We start from the raw sequence: 16,838 nt of genomic DNA on the forward strand, positions 1-16,838 counted from the left end.
GGGGCTGCTGGCGTTACGGCTAGCGCCCCTGGGAGTGGTGTGCTGTGCGTACAAGGCAACGGCGAGACGGTGTTGTGAAAAGAAACATAATAGGCGGTCTTGTTTTCTATGCGATACGTTATACGACCAGGTACGTCTGAATGAGCTCCTCATCCAGTTGTGCCAGGGCGCCCTGCGCGACGTTGCAGCCGCCTTCCAGTAAACAGAACCGGTCCCCATCGGCCGGCGCGAACGGTAACTGCTGTTCCGCCACCAGCAATGTCAGCCCGAATTCCCGTTGCAACCGGCGAAGGATGCGGCCTGTCTGTGCCACCACGGTAGCGGGAAACGTGCCGGCCGGTTCGTCGAGTATCAGCAATTCCGGTTTGAGTACCAGCGCCCGGGCGATGGCCAACTGCTGCTGAACGCTGCCGACAAGCTCGCCGGCCCGTTGCTGGCGCATATCGTATAATGTCGGGAACAGCTCGTGAATCATGGGGGGGATCTGCTGAACCTTGTTCCGTCCGGCCAGCAGGGCGACCCGCAGATTTTCATCCACGCTCAATTGGGAAAATACCTGTGCTCCCTGGGGAACATAGCCGATACCCAGGCTCGCCCGCGCTTCCACGGGATACCGGAGCAGATCCAGTTCGTCCTGTCCGTCGGGCTGCCAGCTTATGGCGCCGCCGGCCGCCGGCACATGGCCCATAATGGTGTTGACCAAACTGGTTTTTCCCACGCCGTTGCGACCAAGCAGATAGGTGCATTGACTGCGGGGCAGCGTCAGACTGATATCCCGCAGGATATGTTTGGCGCCGTAAAATTGATTGATTTTCTGCAATCGCAACATTGGCTTCCCTCCTTCTCTCCTGTTGGCAATTCATTGACCGGCGGCGGCATCCGATGCATAGCGTCCTTCGTCCGGCGCCGCGGCCCTTTCTCTCGCGTAACAGACTTGCAACTATCAGGCCAATTTGGAAAAAACCTTAAGCGGTAACAGGATGAACCAAGGCCGGGACAGGTAATAGCAGGATTTTTTGCCAATAAAGGCAATTTACCGGACAAACTGCGGATCACTGCACTTTGCGAGTGCCGGGAGGGATTTCCGTGGTGCAATACAGTGTTAAAGCACTCAAACAGTGCGCTTTTCGTACAATCAGGTTGGCGCTCACGGTTGTCGCCGTAATAGAGGAATAGTTAATTTCAGTCTAAGCGGCAAGGAAAGGAAGGTGAAAAACAGCTAAAAAAACGTGCTTTTGTCATCTGTACGTCATTATTGTCGTCTTTATGGAATTCAAGCGGGTCGCGGGACGGTGGCAGTTATCCACTATTCCTGTGGATAACCGTGTGTATTAGGTTTCGAAAAACTCGGCCAGCCAAGAGCGCACGCGGCTTCGTATCATTTTGCCTGTATTCTCCACGCTTTTTGTATATGCCATAAAAACAAGTGATTAACTAAAATCAAGGGAATTTATTGTGGGGTCCGCCTGGCAATGTTCTTTTTCGTCAACCTCCATTGCCATAGGAGTTTTTTAACGATTCATAAATAAAATAATTCTTCTTGGCGCGCGCCGGCGTGTTAAACCCTAAGGCGAGTCTTCTTCTCTTGCGTCCGGCGGTGCAGCGAGTAGAATAATACTGTTTTTGTATCCAGTGACTGGTCGCTGGCAAATTCATCGCGCCATCCCCATACTTGAAGTCTGTCCCGTCGTCCCGTTGCCCGTAGGTAGTCTGCAGATGAGTAAAGCGTTTAAATTGCACTCGAGTTTCCAGCCTTCCGGCGATCAGCCGGAAGCCATCCGCCGCTTGGAGGAAGGATTGCAGGACGGTCTCGCGCATCAGACGTTGCTGGGCGTGACCGGATCGGGTAAAACCTTCACCGTTGCCAATGTTATCGCCGATCTCAACCGGCCTACCATGGTGTTGGCGCCGAACAAGACGTTGGCCGCGCAGCTTTACGGTGAAATGAAGGCGTTTTTTCCCGATAACGCGGTGGAATATTTCGTATCGTATTATGATTATTACCAGCCCGAGGCCTACGTGCCCAGCTCGGATACCTTTATCGAAAAGGACGCTTCCATAAACGAGCATATCGAGCAGATGCGCCTTTCAGCGACCAAGGCGTTACTGGAACGTCGCGACGTCATCGTGGTCGCGTCGGTATCGGCGATATACGGGTTGGGCGATCCTGATGCTTATCTGAAGATGATGCTGCATCTTACCCGCGGCATGCTCATCGACCAGCGCGCCATATTGCGCCGTCTGTCGGAACTGCAATATACCCGCAACGATCAGGCCTTCCAACGCGGTACGTTTCGCGTGCGCGGTGAAGTCATTGATATTTTCCCGGCCGAATCCGATGAAATCGCCCTGCGGGTGGAGCTTTTCGATGAGGAGGTCGAGCGGCTGTCGCTGTTCGATCCCTTGACCGGGCAGGTGATGCAGATGGTGCCGCGCTACACCATCTATCCGAAGACCCATTATGTCACCCCGCGGGAACGGCTGTTGCAGGCGATGGAAGATATCAAAGTGGAGTTGGCCGAACGTCGGGCGGTGTTGCTGGCCAGCAACAAGCTTTTAGAGGAACAGCGTCTGGCGCAGCGCACCCAGTTTGATCTCGAGATGATGAATGAACTGGGTTATTGTTCCGGCATCGAGAACTATTCACGCTTCCTCTCCGGTCGCGGCGAAGGCGAACCGCCGCCGACGCTGTTCGACTATTTGCCGGCCGACGGCTTGCTGGTGGTGGATGAGTCCCATGTGACCATTCCGCAAATAGGCGGGATGTACCGGGGCGATAGAGCGCGCAAGGAAACGCTGGTGGAATATGGTTTCCGTTTGCCGTCGGCGCTGGACAACCGCCCCCTGAAATTCGAGGAATTCGCCGCCCTTGCTCCGCAAACCATCTATGTTTCGGCGACGCCGGGGGATTATGAACTGAAAATGTCCGGCGGCGAGGTGATCGATCAACTGGTGCGCCCCACCGGTTTGCTGGACCCGCGCATCGAGGTGCGGCCGGTCGCCACCCAGGTGGACGATCTGCTTTCGGAAATCCGTCGGCGGGCGCAAATCAACGAACGGGTGCTGGTCACCACCTTGACCAAGCGGATGGCCGAAGATTTGACCGAATATCTGGAAGAACACGGCGAGCGGGTGCGTTACCTGCACTCCGATATTGAAACCGTGGAGCGGGTGGAAATCATCCGGGATTTGCGGTTGGGCGAGTTCGATGTGCTGGTGGGCATAAACCTGCTGCGCGAAGGCCTGGATATGCCGGAGGTCTCCTTGGTGGCGATCTTGGATGCCGACAAGGAAGGTTTCCTGCGTTCGGAGCGTTCGCTTATCCAGACCATCGGCCGCGCCGCCCGCAATCTGAACGGCACCGCCATCCTGTATGGCGATAAAATAACGCCTTCAATGGCGCGCGCCATTGAAGAGACCGAACGCCGGCGCGCCAAGCAGCATGCCTATAACGAGGCCAAAGGAATCATTCCCCAGGCGCTTGACAAGTCGGTGGCGGACATCATGGAACTGGGCCAGTCGCCCGCCCATGCCAAGCTGAAGAAACGCCGGGCCATGGAAGCCGCGGCGCAATACGGCAATATGACGCCAAAAGCGCTGGAGCAAAAAATTCGCGAGCTGGAAGCCAAAATGCTGGCGCACGCGCAAAATCTGGAGTTTGAACAGGCCGCGACTGTGCGCGATGAAATTCATGCCCTGCGCGAACAGTTTATCGCTGTGTCCTGATCAGCTCGGGCCATTCCAGCAGCAGGCTATCGAGCGCGGCGCGCAGCAGCGTCCGGTCGTGGCGGTGGGGTTGGCCCGCGACGGCCAGCGGCCGGCATATCACCCGACATGGCCCGGTATCCGCCGGGCATCGCTCGACGCCGGTGATGATTGCGTCGATGCGCCGATTTCCGCCAATGGCGTGTTCGATCATCGCCTGTTTTTGCCGCAATGTCAGTGCGGTGGCGGCGACGCTTGTCTCCGGGCCCAGATTATCAATATAGACCAGCGGCGCCGGGCACAGGCGCACGGCGCCGCTGAGATCGGGCAGCAACAGCGGCGGCATCAGGCTGGTGAGGAAACTGCCGGGACCTATCAGCAGCAATTCTGCCGCCGCTACCGCCCGAATGGCTTCCTGTGTCGCCGCCACCGCCGGATAAACCCGCAGGTTAACCGGTAACTCGGGCAGTCCATCCACCGCCACTTCCCCATGGATAGTCTGCCCGTCGGCGGTAACGGCCCGGAGATCCGCCGGCTGTTCCGACATGGGAATCAACCGGGCGTCCACTTTAAGTAAATCGCGTAGCAAATTGATGGCGTCAAGCGGGCGGACACTGAGATTATCCAGCGCCTTGAGCATAAGATTACCGAGGTTGTGTCCGGCCAATTCCCCTTGACCGCCGAATCGGTATTCAAACATGGCGGATGCGAGACTGGGCCGCGATACCAACTGATTAAGGCAGTTGCGGGTATCCCCCCAGGCAATTCCGCCTTGAGCATGCCGGATCCGTCCGGTGGAGCCGCCATTATCGGTAGTGGCGACGATACCGGTCAGCCGGGGGCCCAGGAATGACAAGGCGGACATGGCCCGGCCCAAACCGTGTCCGCCGCCGAGCGCCACCACGCGTTGCAATTGCGCCAAAGTGGGATTGCGCATAAATCTCCTGCAAGTAAAGAGGCAACGTGAAGTATACGGAGTATATACCCTAAAGGGATACGCCATGCTTCGCATACATCCCGTATTTGGCTTTTCTTGCCGGCCCTGGATAACCGGTGCGGCCCACACTTGGAATAAGGGTGGCTGGCAGCCGGTATTTTATCAAGGGCGCTTGGCTGGCAGCCCCATCTTCTCGACTGAATCCATCGCCAACCTGCCGTTTCGGCATCACGAAAACTCGTTAGACACAGGGACGAAAACCGATGAAATTACGCTATATATATGTTTATATAGCGAAATTTCTCCATTGCCCCCATGGCTAAGCATAATAATTAGGTTTAAAATGATACCCATGCCAGGTCCGGCCACGGCGTTGTCGTGGGTCGAACCGAACTCCTAGCCTTCATGCCTAAGTCGCTTCCACGCGCGATATGGCATGTTGGCCGTGGCCTTAGAGCCGCCAGGGTGCAGGATAGAAATGTCCGCATCTCCCGTACTTGGAAAGGTGTTAATGGTGCCACAACTTATCGATGCGTTTGCGCGCAAATTTTACTATTTGCGTCTGTCCGTTACGGATGTTTGTAACTTCCGCTGTACTTATTGCCTGCCGGACGGTTATCGGCCCCACGGTCACAATAACAAGAGCTTTCTGTCGCTGGAGGAAATCCGGCGTCTTACGCGGGCTTTTGCCGAACTTGGTACCGAGAAGGTGCGGCTGACCGGCGGCGAGCCTTCCCTGCGCCGCGATTTTTGCGAGATTATCGCCGCTGTGCGCGAAAACCCGGCTATCACCACCCTGGCGGTGACCACCAACGGTTATCGGCTCTCACGCGATATCGCCGCCTGGCGCGACGCCGGACTGACCGCGCTGAATGTCAGCGTCGACAGCCTGGATGCCCGGCAATTTCAGGCCATCACCGGTCAGGATCGGTTCCGGCAGGTCATGGACGGTATTGATGCGGCATTTGCGGCCGGTTTTTCCCGGGTCAAAGTCAATACCGTGTTGATGCGGGATATCAACGACACGCAGTTGGAGACTTTTCTCAATTGGATAAAACCGCGGCCAATCCAGTTGCGCTTCATTGAATTGATGGAAACCGGCGATGGGGGTGAATTGTTCCGCCGCCGCCATGTCTCCGGCGAAACAGTGCGTCGGCGCCTGTTGGCGCTGGGTTTTACAATGAGTCCGCGCGGCCGCGCCGACGGACCGGCGCTGGTGTACCGGCATCCCGACTACCAGGGCGAAATTGGTCTTATCATGCCTTACGCCAAAGATTTCTGCGCCAGTTGCAATCGGCTGCGGGTATCCTCCACCGGCAACTTGCATTTGTGCCTGTTCGGTGAGCAGGGCATCCCCCTGCGGGATTTGCTGAACCGGGATTCCGCGTTGCCGCAACTTAAAGCGCGCATTACCGGCGGCCTGCAAATGAAAAAACAAACCCATTTTCTGCACCAGGGCGATCCCGGCAACACCCGGAATTTGTCCTTTATCGGCGGTTGAGACCGGCAAGGAGCGAGCGATGTCCCTGACTCATATTAACGCTGACGGCGAAGCGCGAATGGTGGATGTCTCCGCCAAAGAAGAAACCCGGCGCGAGGCGCGCGCCGAGGCGTACGTCGCCATGTCGGCGGCCACATTGGCTTTGATTGTCGATGGGCGGCATCATAAAGGCGATGTCTTTGCCGTGGCCCGCATCGCGGGTATTCAGGCGGCCAAACGGACCTGGGACTTGATTCCCCTGTGCCATCCGCTGCCGCTTAGCAACGTGGAGGTGGTTCTGGAAGCGCAACCCGCTGAAAATCGGGTACGCATCGAGACCCGCTGCCGGCTGACCGGTCGGACCGGCGTGGAGATGGAAGCGCTGACCGCCGCGTCTGTGGCGGCCCTGACCGTCTATGATATGTGCAAGGCGGTGCAAAAGGATATGGTAATAGGTCCGGTACGCCTTTTGGCGAAAAGCGGCGGTAAATCCGGCGACTATCAGGCGGTTGCGCAATGATCCGGGTACTGTTTTTCGCCCAGGTCCGCGAACTGGTGGGTACCGATAGCCTGATGGTGGATGCCGGGTACCCTACGGTGGAAGCGTTGCGCCAGGCTTTGGCCGCACGCGGTGAAAGCTGGTCGCGGGCTCTTGAGCCGGGCCGGTTGCTTTCGGCGGTGAATCAGACGCTGGTTAGCGCCGATCATCCGCTGGCGGCGGGCGACGAAGTGGCGTTTTTCCCGCCGGTGACCGGAGGCTGAACATGGCTGAAACCCGCATCCGGGTCGATACGGCGTCTTTTGACATGACGGCGGAATACGCGTGGCTGTCGGCCGGCGACGCAGACGGCGCGGTGGTGACGTTCACCGGTAAAGTGCGCAATCACAATCAGGGAGAACACGTCGCCGCCCTGACCCTTGAGCATTATCCCGGTATGACCGAGCGGGCTTTGGCGGATATCGCGGCGGCGGCGCGGCGGCGCTGGGCTCTCGGGCGGGTGACGATCATTCATCGTGTCGGCGAGTTGCGCACCGGCGAGTCCATTGTCCTGGTCGGGGTCAGCGGGGCCCATCGCGAAGCGGCGTTTCAGGCCGCCGAGTTCATCATGGATTACCTCAAAACCCGCGCGCCGTTCTGGAAACGTGAAACCATCGACGGCGGTAGCCGCTGGGTGGACTCACGCGCCAGCGATCATCTGGCGGCCGAACGCTGGCGCAAGGATAAAGACGGCGGCGAAGACGCGCATTAACACACAATCTTTACGATGTCCGCGTTATTGGGCCGGAAGGATTTTGTGGTAAGCTATGAACAGGTGGCCGTGTCACGGCCTTGGTTTTCCCAACACGTTAAAAGTGATAGTCATGGATCGATTCCCCCGTTCTCAGGGTTCCATTGTGGAGCGCGCCGATGCCGGCATCCAGCCCTTTATGGCGCAGGTCTATGGCTGGATGACTTGCGGCTTGTTCCTGACTGCCTTTGTTTCCTGGTATGCCGCGCATACCCCGGCGGTATTGAGTTTTATTTTCCAAAGCCAACTGACTTTCTTCGGTCTGATCATTGCGCAACTGGCGCTGGTGTTTGCTATTTCCGGGATGGTCAACCGGCTAAGCGGCGCCGTCGCCACCACGCTGTTTATGCTGTATTCCGCGCTGACCGGTTTGACGCTGTCCAGTATTTTTATCATCTATACGGCCTCATCCATCGCCGGTACCTTTGCGGTGGCGGGGGGGATGTTTGGCGTCATGAGCCTTTACGGCTACACGACCAAGCGGGATCTCAGCAGTTTCGGTAATCTGCTGTTTATGGCGCTGATAGGTATCGTGTTGGCGTCGCTGGTGAATATCTGGCTTAAAAGCACCCAGTTGATGTGGGTGGTGACGTATCTTGGCGTGCTGGTGTTCGTTGGGTTGACCGCCTACGATACGCAAAGGCTCAAATCCATGGGCGCGCAGTTGTCGGCTGACGACAAGGATCAGTTCCGTAAATATTCCATTGTCGGCGCGCTGGCCCTTTACCTGGATTTCATCAACCTGTTCCTGATGCTGCTGCGTATTTTTGGCAACCGTCGCTAACACGCATCACTACCGGCCCGATTCGCGTCTTTCCTTTCGGGCCGTCGCCGGAGATAGCCAATGGATCTGTCTCAACGTCTTGCCGATTATCCGCGATTGAATCTGATAGGCCAGCCAACCCCATTGGAATACCTGTCACGGCTTTCTGAGCATCTCGGTCGGGAAATCTATATTAAACGTGATGATGTCACGCCCTTGGCGCTTGGCGGCAATAAACTGCGCAAGCTGGAATTCCTGGCGGCGGAAGCGTTGCGCCGGGGTGCCGATACGCTGGTGACCGCCGGCGCCATCCAATCCAACCACGTCTGCCAGACTGCGGCGGTGGCGGCCCGTTTGGGCTTGCATTGTGTCGCGTTGCTGGAAAATCCCATTGCCACCCGGGCGGAAAACTATCTCGGCAACGGCAACCGATTGTTGCTTGATTTGTTTGGCGTGGAAGTGATCCATTGCGAGGCGCTCGATCAGCCGGACCGGCAGCTTGAAGAAGCGGCGGAACGGCTGGAGGCGCAAGGGTTCCGGCCTTATGTCATTCCGGTGGGCGGTTCCAATGCGCTGGGCGCCCTGGGCTATGTGCGTTGCGCGCTGGAAATCGCGCAGCAGTGCGAGGGCGGTTCCCGGCCGGGCAGCGTGGTGGTCGCCTCCGGCAGCGCCGGCACTCATGCCGGTTTAGCCCTGGGTTTGCAGGCGGTATTGCCCCAAACCCAGGTCATCGGCGTGACGGTTTCCCGCAGTGCCGGATTGCAACGTCCCAAAGTGGCGGCCTTGCAGCAGCAGTTGGCTCAGGCGCTCAACGTTTCAGCACCCCTGGCCGATATCGCATTATGGGATGAATATTTTGCCCCCCGTTACGGCATGCCCAATGCCGGGGGGCTGGCGGCCGTGCAACTGATGGCGCGTCTTGAGGGAATACTGCTTGACCCGGTTTATACCGGCAAAGCCATGGCGGGGCTGATTGACGGCATAAACCGGCAGCGTTTCGGCGAGGGGCCGATTCTGTTTATCCACACTGGCGGCGCGCCAGCCCTGTTCGCCTACCATCCGGACGTTTGAACCCCCTTTTCAACGACCGTTGTTGTGGCTGAGCGGTGTGCTGTCGGGCGCGCCCGGGCTTATCCGGCCGATGTCGTCGTGCTTGACCGGCGCGCGCGCTTGTCGGAACCCGTCGGTCGGCGGACTTCGTTTTTGCCTGGTGTGTCCCGGCAACGGCCATGGTACGCGTTGGCGAAAAATTTTCGTGTGGCGGATTCGGTTCGCCGACGTAACGAGGAAAGGTGTCATGAGTACAATTGAAGTCAGGCGGCTGGTAAAAACCTTCAATGGGCATCGGGTGCTTGACGGTATTGATCTGACGGTGGACAAGGGCGATGTCCTGGCAATCGTCGGGCCGAGCGGTTCGGGGAAAACCACGCTGCTGCGCAGCATCAATCTTCTGGAGGAGCCGGATAGCGGCACGGTGCAGGTGGGGTCAATCATTATCGACGGCGCCCAGCCCCTCAGCGTCCAGAAAAAGCAAATTCGCGCCCTGCGTCAGCAGGTGGGGTTTGTTTTTCAGAATTTTAATCTCTTTCCCCACCGATCGGTTTTGGACAATATTATCGAAGGACCGGTGGTCGTTAAAGGCGAGCCGCGCGACGAAGCCGTTGAACGGGCAAGGGCGCTGTTGGCCAAGGTCGGTTTGAGCGGCAAGGAGACGGCCTATCCCAAACGGCTGTCCGGCGGACAACAGCAGCGGGTGGCCATCGCTCGCGCGCTGGCCATGCGTCCGCAGGTGATATTGTTTGATGAGCCGACATCGGCGCTGGACCCTGAGCTGGTGGGCGAGGTATTGAACACTATCCGCGCGCTGGCGGAAGAAAAAACCACTATGGTTATCGTCACCCATGAAATGAGCTTTGCCCGTGATGTGGCTGATCGCGCGATTTTCATGGATAACGGCGCCATCACCGAACAAGGGGCGGCCAAGGATGTGTTCACGCATCCACAGCATGAGCGAACCAGGCAGTTTCTAACGAAATTTTTGAATGCCGGTGTCGCCCATTAAAGACTGTCTTGTCAGGGTCTGGCGCCTTACTTCCCGATTGACCCTGCAAGAATTGCTCATTTGCAGTTATTTTTTAGATATACATCCCACTTCGATACAAATTTTGCTACAATAACGTTAAGTTTTTTTCCGTTCACTATGGAAAGGCGTTGCCTCCCATCTGATCATCCCCCCTAAACGTGTTGAGTTTGGCAAATCGGGGCGGATCTGGAGTTATTCATTATTATGTCATTCGATTCCCTTGGCCTGAGCGCCGAGATTTTGCGCGCCCTGGCCGAGAAGGGTTACAAAGAGCCCACACCGATTCAGCTTCAGGCCATACCTTTTGTCTTGCAAGGTCGCGATATCATGGCCAGCGCCCAGACCGGCACCGGTAAAACAGCGGCGTTCACTTTGCCGATCCTGCAACTGCTGGACCGGAAAACACCGGCCAGGGGACGTCGCCCGGTACGGGCGCTTATTCTGACCCCCACCCGTGAGCTGGCCGCGCAAATCGGCGAAAACGTGGTGGAATACAGCGCGCATTTACCTGTCCGTTCCATGGTGGTGTTCGGCGGCGTCAGTATTAACCCACAGATGATGAAATTGCGCGGCGGCGTGGATCTGCTGGTGGCCACGCCTGGCCGATTGCTGGATCTGGCCCACCAACGGGCGGTGGATTTGTCCCAACTGGAGATCCTGGTGCTCGACGAAGCGGACCGCATGCTTGACATGGGGTTCATCCACGATATTCGCCGGGTGATGAAGTTGCTGCCCGACCGTCGGCAGAACCTCCTGTTTTCCGCCACATTTTCCAGTGATATTAAAGCGCTGGCTACGACGCTGTTGAATAACCCGGCTTCGGTGTCCGTCGCTGCGCCCAATGCGGCCGCCGATCTGATAACCCAACATGTGCATTTGGTGGATAAGAAGCGTAAACGGGAATTACTGTCGTATATGATAGGCCATCATGACTGGCGCCAGGTGCTGGTTTTCACCCGTACCAAACACGGCGCCAATCATCTGGCGGAATCGTTGAACAAAGATGGCATTGCCTCGGCGGCAATCCATGGCAACAAAAGCCAGGGGGCGAGAACCCGCGCGCTGGCGGATTTCAAGCAGGGACAAATACGGGTGCTGGTCGCTACCGACATCGCCGCCCGCGGGCTGGATATCGATATGCTGCCCCATGTGGTCAACTATGAGCTACCGCAGGTCGCCGAGGATTACGTGCATCGCATCGGCCGTACCGGCCGGGCTTCCGCCACCGGCGAAGCCTTATCATTGGTGTGTGTCGACGAATACGGGCTGTTGCGCGACATTGAACGTTTGTTGAAAAAACCGATACCGCGCATTGCCCTACCGGGATACGATCCCGACCCGACCATCAAAGCCGAGCCGATCCAGACCGGTCGCGGCAGCCGAAACGGCGCGGGGTTTCGCGGCAATGCGGCGCGCGGCGGCGGTCAGGGCCCTGGGGGGCGCAATGGCGGCGGGCAGGGCGCGACAGGTCGCAACGAAGGCGCGCCGCGTGAAAATGGCGGCCGCGCGGGGCAACATCGTCGTCCCGGCGGCGCAGTGGCGCAACCTGGACGCGGCGCCGGTCGCGATGGCGCTTCTTTTGCGGGACGGGACTCGCGTAGCGGCGGCAAAAAATAAACCTTGTGCGCGCCGGCCAGGCGTGCCCTTTATCCGGTTGGGTTTGCCCAACCGGGTGTCCTGCCGACAGTTCGGCGTCTGTGTTGATATATCCGCTTTTTTGTTCGCCGGCCGCGGCTTACCCGCAACCGGCAATCTTGCATTACTCTGTGTCCTTCACTAGTATTACGCGATTCTGACTGCCGGATAGATTATGCGTGTGCTGCTGGCCCCGATGGAGGGCGTCCTTGATTCGCTGGTGCGTCGATTGCTGTGCGATGTCAATCAGTATGACTTGTGCGTCACCGAATTTTTGCGGGTGGTGGATAATCTATTGCCGGTAAAGTCTTTTTATCGTCTGTGTCCGGAGCTCTATTCAGCAGGTTTAACACCCGACGGCACGCCGGTTCGGGTACAGTTGCTGGGCCAGCATCCGCAATGGCTGGCGGAGAATGCCTATCGGGCGGTGGAACTCGGGTCGCGGGGCGTGGATCTTAATTGCGGCTGCCCGTCCAAGACGGTGAACGGCAACGGCGGCGGAGCGACCTTGCTAAAGGATCCGGAACTGATTTACCGGGCCGCCAGGGCGATACGGGAGGCGGTGCCTGTCTCGCAGCCGGTGACGGTAAAAATACGCTTGGGCTGGGATTCTTCCCGTTACAGTCTGGAAATCGCTGACGCGGTGCAACAGGCCGGCGCTAACGAGTTGGCGGTCCACGGTCGTACCAAAGCGGACGGTTATCGCGCCGATCGTATTGACTGGCCGGCTATCGCCGCCATACGACGGCGCCTGGCCATCCCGGTGATAGCCAATGGCGAGATCCGTGATTGGCAAAGCGGCGCCGATTGCCGCCGTATCACCGGCTGCGACGCCTTGATGCTTGGCCGCGGAGCGTTGTGCATACCCAATCTCGGCCGGGTGGTCAAAGACAACGAACCCATTATGCCCTGGCCGAAGACCGCCGCTTTGCTGCGCCGCTATCTCAGTCTGGAAAAGACGGGCGATACCGGCATGTACCACGTTGCCCGCATCAAACAATGGTTGGGTTTTCTGCGCAAGGGTTACACGCAGGCCGGGGTGTTGTTTGAGGAGATCCGGGCGCAAACGTCCACCGCGGCCATCACCCAGGCCATAGAACGCCATACCGGCGGTCAAGTGTTGGCTTGCGCTCGAGCTTGAATGCGTCGGGAATGCCGTCCGCCGGCGCGGACGGACGACGGTATCACGGCAGGCCGTTACGGCCGTGCGCCATAAACCCGGGGCGCAGGCTTAATCGTTCATAATAGGCGCTGACCGCGGGAAAATCGGCATGTTCGAAGGGCGTGGCGAACCAACGATGAACCGACAAACCCATAGGAATATCGGCCAGGGTGAAAGCCGCGCCGGCGACAAAGCCGCCGGTTTTCGCCAACTGTTTGTCAAGGATCGCCATTTTGCCGGTCCAGTTACGCAACGATGCGGCGATATCCGCTTCCCGGGGATCGGGCGGCAGATGGCGGACAAGGGCGTTAAATGCATAACTCCAGGCGGGATTAAGACTGGTGGCCTGCCAGTCGATCCATTGATCGAGGATGGCGCGCTGCTTAGGCGGCGCCGGATAAAGCGCCTCGCCGCGGTAGGCGCGAGCCAAATAGCGGATGATGGCGTTGGATTCCCATAATACAAAATCATCGTCTTTGATGACGGGCACCAAGGCATTGGGATTAAGCGCGAGAAATTCCGGCGTCTGGGTCGGTTTGAAGCCGGCGCCCCAGTCCTCACGCTCAAATTTGATGCCCAGCTCCTCGCACGTCCACAAGACTTTTCGCACATTGATGGATGATGATCTGCCCAATATTTTTAGCATAGTCTTCCTTATGCAAGCGGTTGGGGTGATTACGCCATGCCATACTGTCACTTTTTCCCGCGGCTGAAAATAGCTATTCGCCGCGTGCCATCATTTGCCCTCGGCAACGAAGACGTTCATCATCATAAACCGGAAGCCTCATGACGCTTTGCGATGGGCCAAGCCAATTTGTCAATTTACAGTATGAGAGGATATGCCATGGTTCAGCCCCTGACGATTGTGATCCCGATCTATCCGGGAGTAACCCAGTTGGATTTCACCGGTCCCCACCAATTCTTTTCGCGCGTGCCCGATGTCCGGGTCATCGTCGCCTCGCAGGATGCCCGGCCAGTGGAGGCGGACGGCATGGTGTTCACCGGCTTGGCCGATCTGATGACCATCACGGGTTGCGATATCCTTTGCGTGCCCGGCGGCAACGGGTGCTTTATGGCGATGGAAAATGTCGCGTTTCTCAGACGTCTCCACGAACTCGGCCAACGCGCACGATTCATCGGTTCGGTGTGCACCGGCTCGCTGCTTCTGGCCGCGGCCGGTCTGCTGAAGGGTAAGCGCGCCGCCTGCCATTGGGCCTGGCGGGATCTGTTGCCGGCGTTTGGCGTTATCGCCGATACCGGACGGGTGGTGCGCGACGGTAATATTATCACAGGAGGCGGCGTTACCGCGGGTATGGATTTTGCCTTGGCGATCATCGCGGAAGCGTACGGACAGTCGCTGGCCGAACGTATTCAGTTAGGGTTGGAATATGCCCCAGAGCCGCCGTTTCAAGCCGGCAGGCCGGAAACCGCGCCGGCGCCTGTGCGGGATGCGGAGATAGCGCGTCTTAGGGCCTATCGTCCGGCACGCCAGGCCGCCGTGGAGGCTGCCGCCGCCCGGTTACGCTCACGCTAGGCCCACCGATGCTCCTTTCTGGCGAAGACGTCCTTGGGAGATGACGGGGATCTTGACACCATGGGATAGGAACATGCATACCCACGAATAGCGGGGGGAAAATACCTTGGAAATCAGAATGTGCTGCCTGGCGAGCGTTGGCCCACTCAATAAGAGGACAACGGCCTTACCCGACTCGGGCAGAATAAGATGGCTAAAGCGGCGAGGAATCCACGGCCGAATCCCGGCAAGCCGTTGATCATCAGGTTACCTGCCAATCCGGCGGGGTATGCGCAATGATATAGGTAACGAATTCTTTCATTCCGGCCCAAATATTGGCCCAGGATGCCAGTTCCACCGATAGGGTAATCCCCAACAACCCGGTGACGAACCAATAGGCCATACTGATGCCGACGCCGCTAAAGACGAAAGCCAAAACATTTTTGCTGGATTTGCGGCAAACGACATTCAAGGTGCTGGCAAAAAACATCATCACTGCACTGAGCAATTCCCAGCGCATCATATGAAAGCCTGCGGTAAGAGTACTCATCAGGAACAGTCCTCCTCTGGTGGTTAAGCAGTACCAATTTTCCTCTTTTTTGCAATATTGCGCTACAAAAATTTGTGATGTGGATCAACTTTTTTTTCTGGCGGCCGTTAACCTCTTTATTCCGCTGTTTTTTTAGCCGGCCGGATATTATTTACCGTAGCCGCCGGACCGAACACCGGATAATGGGGCAAATCGGACGCCGGGTAGTTTTCCCATCCTCCTCCCAGAGCCTTATACAGTGAGACCAGATCTACGCCGGTCTCAACCCGCGCGGCGGCCAATTGCTGTCGGGCTTGGGCCAGTTGCCGTTCGGCATCCAGTAGATTAATGAATGAACTCAACCCATTGCGATAGCTGTCGCGAGCCAGCTCGAAGGCGTTTTGGGTTGACTGCGCGGTTTGCTCCAGGCCCGTTACCCGATCCTGATCGGTATGGTAGCTGACCAGCGCGTTTTCCACATCCTGCAAGGCGGACAGGACCGTTTGCCGGTAGGCCAGCGCCGCATTGGCCTGATCGATCCTGGCAAGGCGGACGCTGGCCACCAACTTCCCGCCCTGGAAGATCGGCAAGGAGATTTGTGGACCGATGCTCCAGAAATGGCTGCTCCAATGGGTCAGGTAATCCGCATCGTCATTGCGCGTGCCGAATTGGCCCGTTAGGGATAAATCGGGAAACAACTGGGCGATGGAGACGCCGATATTGGCGGTGGCCGCATGCAAATTGGCTTCCGCCTGGCGGATATCGGGCCGGCGGCGCGCCAACGTGGACGGCACGCCCACCGCCACCGCCGCCGGCAGCGCCGGCAAGGGTTTAGGTTGCGCCAACTCCTTATCCAGCGTGCCGGGCGGTTGTCCCAGCAAGACCGCCAACGCGTTCATGGCTTGCCGTTGTTGCGCCTGATAAGCAGGAAGCTGAGCTTGCAGGGAGCCTAGCTGCGCGGCGGCGTTTTCCACATCGGTTTGCGGCGCCAGTCCGTTCCGTTGCCGGCTGCGGGTCAGTTCCAGGGTTTGGCGGGCCACGTCGATTTGCGTCTGTAAGGTTTGCGCCACGCTTTGCGCGCCGCGTAACTGCAAATAGCTCCGCGCCACTTCCGCTTCCAATGAAACCAGCGCATCGTTGCGACTTTCCATTGACGACTGGGTCTGGGCGTTCGCCGCCTCTATCGAGCGGCGTACCCGACCCCAAAGATCGATTTCCCACGTGGCGTCGAAACTGCCCTGGTATAAATTGATGGGCCGGGTCAGGCCATCGAGCCGGGAGGCCAGTTGCGGGTCGACATTTTGCGCCTGGGCGCGGATTTGCGACGAATCAAGAAAACCCTCAACGCCTAATTGCTCGCGTGTCACGCGGGCATTGGCCGTCGCCGACGGCAAACCGGCGGCCCCGGCCTGTAGCGTCTGCTCGCGCGCGCCGGCGATTCGCAGCACGGCCTGTTGCAAATTGAGATTACCGGCGATGGCCCTATCGATAAGGCTATTGAGCTCGGGATCCTGAAAATTACGCCACCAGACGGGATCCGGTTGCGACGCAAGCGTTGCGGAAACCGGCGTGGATTGCCGGTCGCCGGCCAGCCCATGGAAACCGGCGGGTGTGATCGGCGTGACCGGATGGTAATCCGGCCCCATCGAGCAAGCGGTCAATGCGGCCATCAGGAGGCCGGCCGCGCCATGACGCGGCCGCAATAGCCAGGAAGGACTGGTCGCCCTGAGTTTGGCCGGCAT

Annotated in this window: 16 protein-coding genes, 1 pseudogene and 1 riboswitch; of the genes and pseudogenes, 11 read left to right on the forward strand and 6 right to left on the reverse strand. The window is 58.2% G+C overall.

Translation table 11 applies throughout. The features are described 5' to 3' along the window. Positions 1–118: 118 nt before the first annotated feature. Together FCN80_RS05800 and FCN80_RS05805 are read right to left on the reverse strand one after the other, a co-directional pair. The gene (locus FCN80_RS05800) at positions 119–829 is read right to left on the reverse strand and encodes an ABC transporter ATP-binding protein (protein ID WP_136988966.1); all 711 of its coding nucleotides are present in this window, start codon (positions 827–829) and stop codon (positions 119–121) included. A 656-nt stretch (positions 830–1,485) separates the two neighbouring features. Beyond that, positions 1,486–1,740 carry a hypothetical protein gene (locus FCN80_RS05805; RefSeq protein WP_136988968.1) on the reverse strand — a complete coding sequence of 85 codons (255 nt, stop codon included), beginning with the start codon at positions 1,738–1,740 and terminating at the stop codon, positions 1,486–1,488. Between FCN80_RS05805 and uvrB the strand changes: the two are divergent. After that, a pseudogene (uvrB, locus tag FCN80_RS05810) lies at positions 1,732–3,726 on the forward strand (excinuclease ABC subunit UvrB); the annotation flags it as partial. The gene FCN80_RS05805 and the pseudogene uvrB overlap by 9 nt on opposite strands. On the opposite strand, the gene yvcK reads toward uvrB, so the two are convergent. Continuing rightward, a complete protein-coding gene (gene yvcK, locus FCN80_RS05815; RefSeq protein WP_136988971.1) occupies positions 3,710–4,642 on the reverse strand; it encodes a uridine diphosphate-N-acetylglucosamine-binding protein YvcK in 933 nt (310 codons plus the stop codon). The pseudogene uvrB and the gene yvcK sit on opposite strands and share 17 nt — an antisense overlap. Before the next feature lie 381 nt (positions 4,643–5,023). Next, a riboswitch (molybdenum cofactor riboswitch) is annotated at positions 5,024–5,166 on the forward strand. On the opposite strand from yvcK, the gene moaA reads away from it, so the two are divergent. The 9 genes from moaA (at position 5,154) to dusC (ending at position 13,033) form a co-directional block, all read left to right on the forward strand. Beyond that, complete coding sequence (gene moaA / locus FCN80_RS05820; RefSeq protein ID WP_136988973.1) at positions 5,154–6,143, forward strand: GTP 3',8-cyclase MoaA; 990 nt, start codon at positions 5,154–5,156, stop codon at positions 6,141–6,143. (Overlaps the previous riboswitch by 13 nt.) Before the next feature lie 19 nt (positions 6,144–6,162). Continuing rightward, on the forward strand, positions 6,163–6,642 hold the full coding sequence (gene moaC, locus FCN80_RS05825; protein WP_136988975.1) for a cyclic pyranopterin monophosphate synthase MoaC: 480 nt from the start codon (positions 6,163–6,165) through the stop codon (positions 6,640–6,642). Then, positions 6,639–6,884 carry a molybdopterin synthase sulfur carrier subunit gene (moaD, locus tag FCN80_RS05830; RefSeq protein WP_136988977.1) on the forward strand — a complete coding sequence of 82 codons (246 nt, stop codon included), beginning with the start codon at positions 6,639–6,641 and terminating at the stop codon, positions 6,882–6,884. Before moaC ends, moaD begins: the two co-directional genes overlap by 4 nt. Positions 6,885–6,886: 2 nt before the next feature. Then, the gene (gene moaE, locus FCN80_RS05835; protein WP_136988978.1) at positions 6,887–7,372 is read left to right on the forward strand and encodes a molybdopterin synthase catalytic subunit MoaE; all 486 of its coding nucleotides are present in this window, start codon (positions 6,887–6,889) and stop codon (positions 7,370–7,372) included. 112 nt (positions 7,373–7,484) lie between these two features. Further along, on the forward strand, positions 7,485–8,195 hold the full coding sequence (locus FCN80_RS05840; protein ID WP_136988980.1) for a Bax inhibitor-1/YccA family protein: 711 nt from the start codon (positions 7,485–7,487) through the stop codon (positions 8,193–8,195). A gap of 60 nt (positions 8,196–8,255) precedes the next feature. Beyond that, positions 8,256–9,245, forward strand: a complete 990-nt coding sequence (locus FCN80_RS05845) for a D-cysteine desulfhydrase (protein WP_136988982.1) — start codon at positions 8,256–8,258, stop codon at positions 9,243–9,245. A gap of 226 nt (positions 9,246–9,471) precedes the next feature. Then, positions 9,472–10,236, forward strand: coding sequence for an L-cystine ABC transporter ATP-binding protein TcyN (tcyN, locus tag FCN80_RS05850; protein WP_136988984.1), 765 nt, complete (start codon positions 9,472–9,474; stop codon positions 10,234–10,236). A gap of 225 nt (positions 10,237–10,461) precedes the next feature. Beyond that, the gene (gene rhlE / locus FCN80_RS05855; protein ID WP_136988985.1) at positions 10,462–11,874 is read left to right on the forward strand and encodes an ATP-dependent RNA helicase RhlE; all 1,413 of its coding nucleotides are present in this window, start codon (positions 10,462–10,464) and stop codon (positions 11,872–11,874) included. 193 nt (positions 11,875–12,067) lie between these two features. Beyond that, positions 12,068–13,033 carry a tRNA dihydrouridine(16) synthase DusC gene (gene dusC, locus FCN80_RS05860; protein WP_136988987.1) on the forward strand — a complete coding sequence of 322 codons (966 nt, stop codon included), beginning with the start codon at positions 12,068–12,070 and terminating at the stop codon, positions 13,031–13,033. Positions 13,034–13,076: 43 nt separating this feature from the next. On the opposite strand, the gene FCN80_RS05865 is transcribed toward dusC, so the two are convergent. Continuing rightward, entirely contained in the window at positions 13,077–13,700 is a 624-nt protein-coding gene (locus FCN80_RS05865; protein WP_136988989.1) for a glutathione S-transferase family protein, read from the reverse strand. A gap of 198 nt (positions 13,701–13,898) precedes the next feature. On the opposite strand from FCN80_RS05865, the gene FCN80_RS05870 reads away from it, so the two are divergent. Next, on the forward strand, positions 13,899–14,588 hold the full coding sequence (locus tag FCN80_RS05870; protein ID WP_136988991.1) for a DJ-1/PfpI family protein: 690 nt from the start codon (positions 13,899–13,901) through the stop codon (positions 14,586–14,588). Between the two features lie 241 nt (positions 14,589–14,829). Here the strand turns inward: FCN80_RS05870 and FCN80_RS05875 are convergent, their stop codons facing one another. Both FCN80_RS05875 and FCN80_RS05880 read right to left on the reverse strand, forming a co-directional pair. Further along, positions 14,830–15,117, reverse strand: a complete 288-nt coding sequence (locus tag FCN80_RS05875; protein WP_136988993.1) for a YjcB family protein — start codon at positions 15,115–15,117, stop codon at positions 14,830–14,832. Between the two features lie 116 nt (positions 15,118–15,233). Then, the gene (locus tag FCN80_RS05880) at positions 15,234–16,838 is read right to left on the reverse strand and encodes an efflux transporter outer membrane subunit (protein WP_136988995.1); all 1,605 of its coding nucleotides are present in this window, start codon (positions 16,836–16,838) and stop codon (positions 15,234–15,236) included.

The organism is Martelella alba (genome assembly GCF_005217455.1).
Lineage (GTDB): Bacteria > Pseudomonadota > Gammaproteobacteria > Enterobacterales > Enterobacteriaceae > Acerihabitans.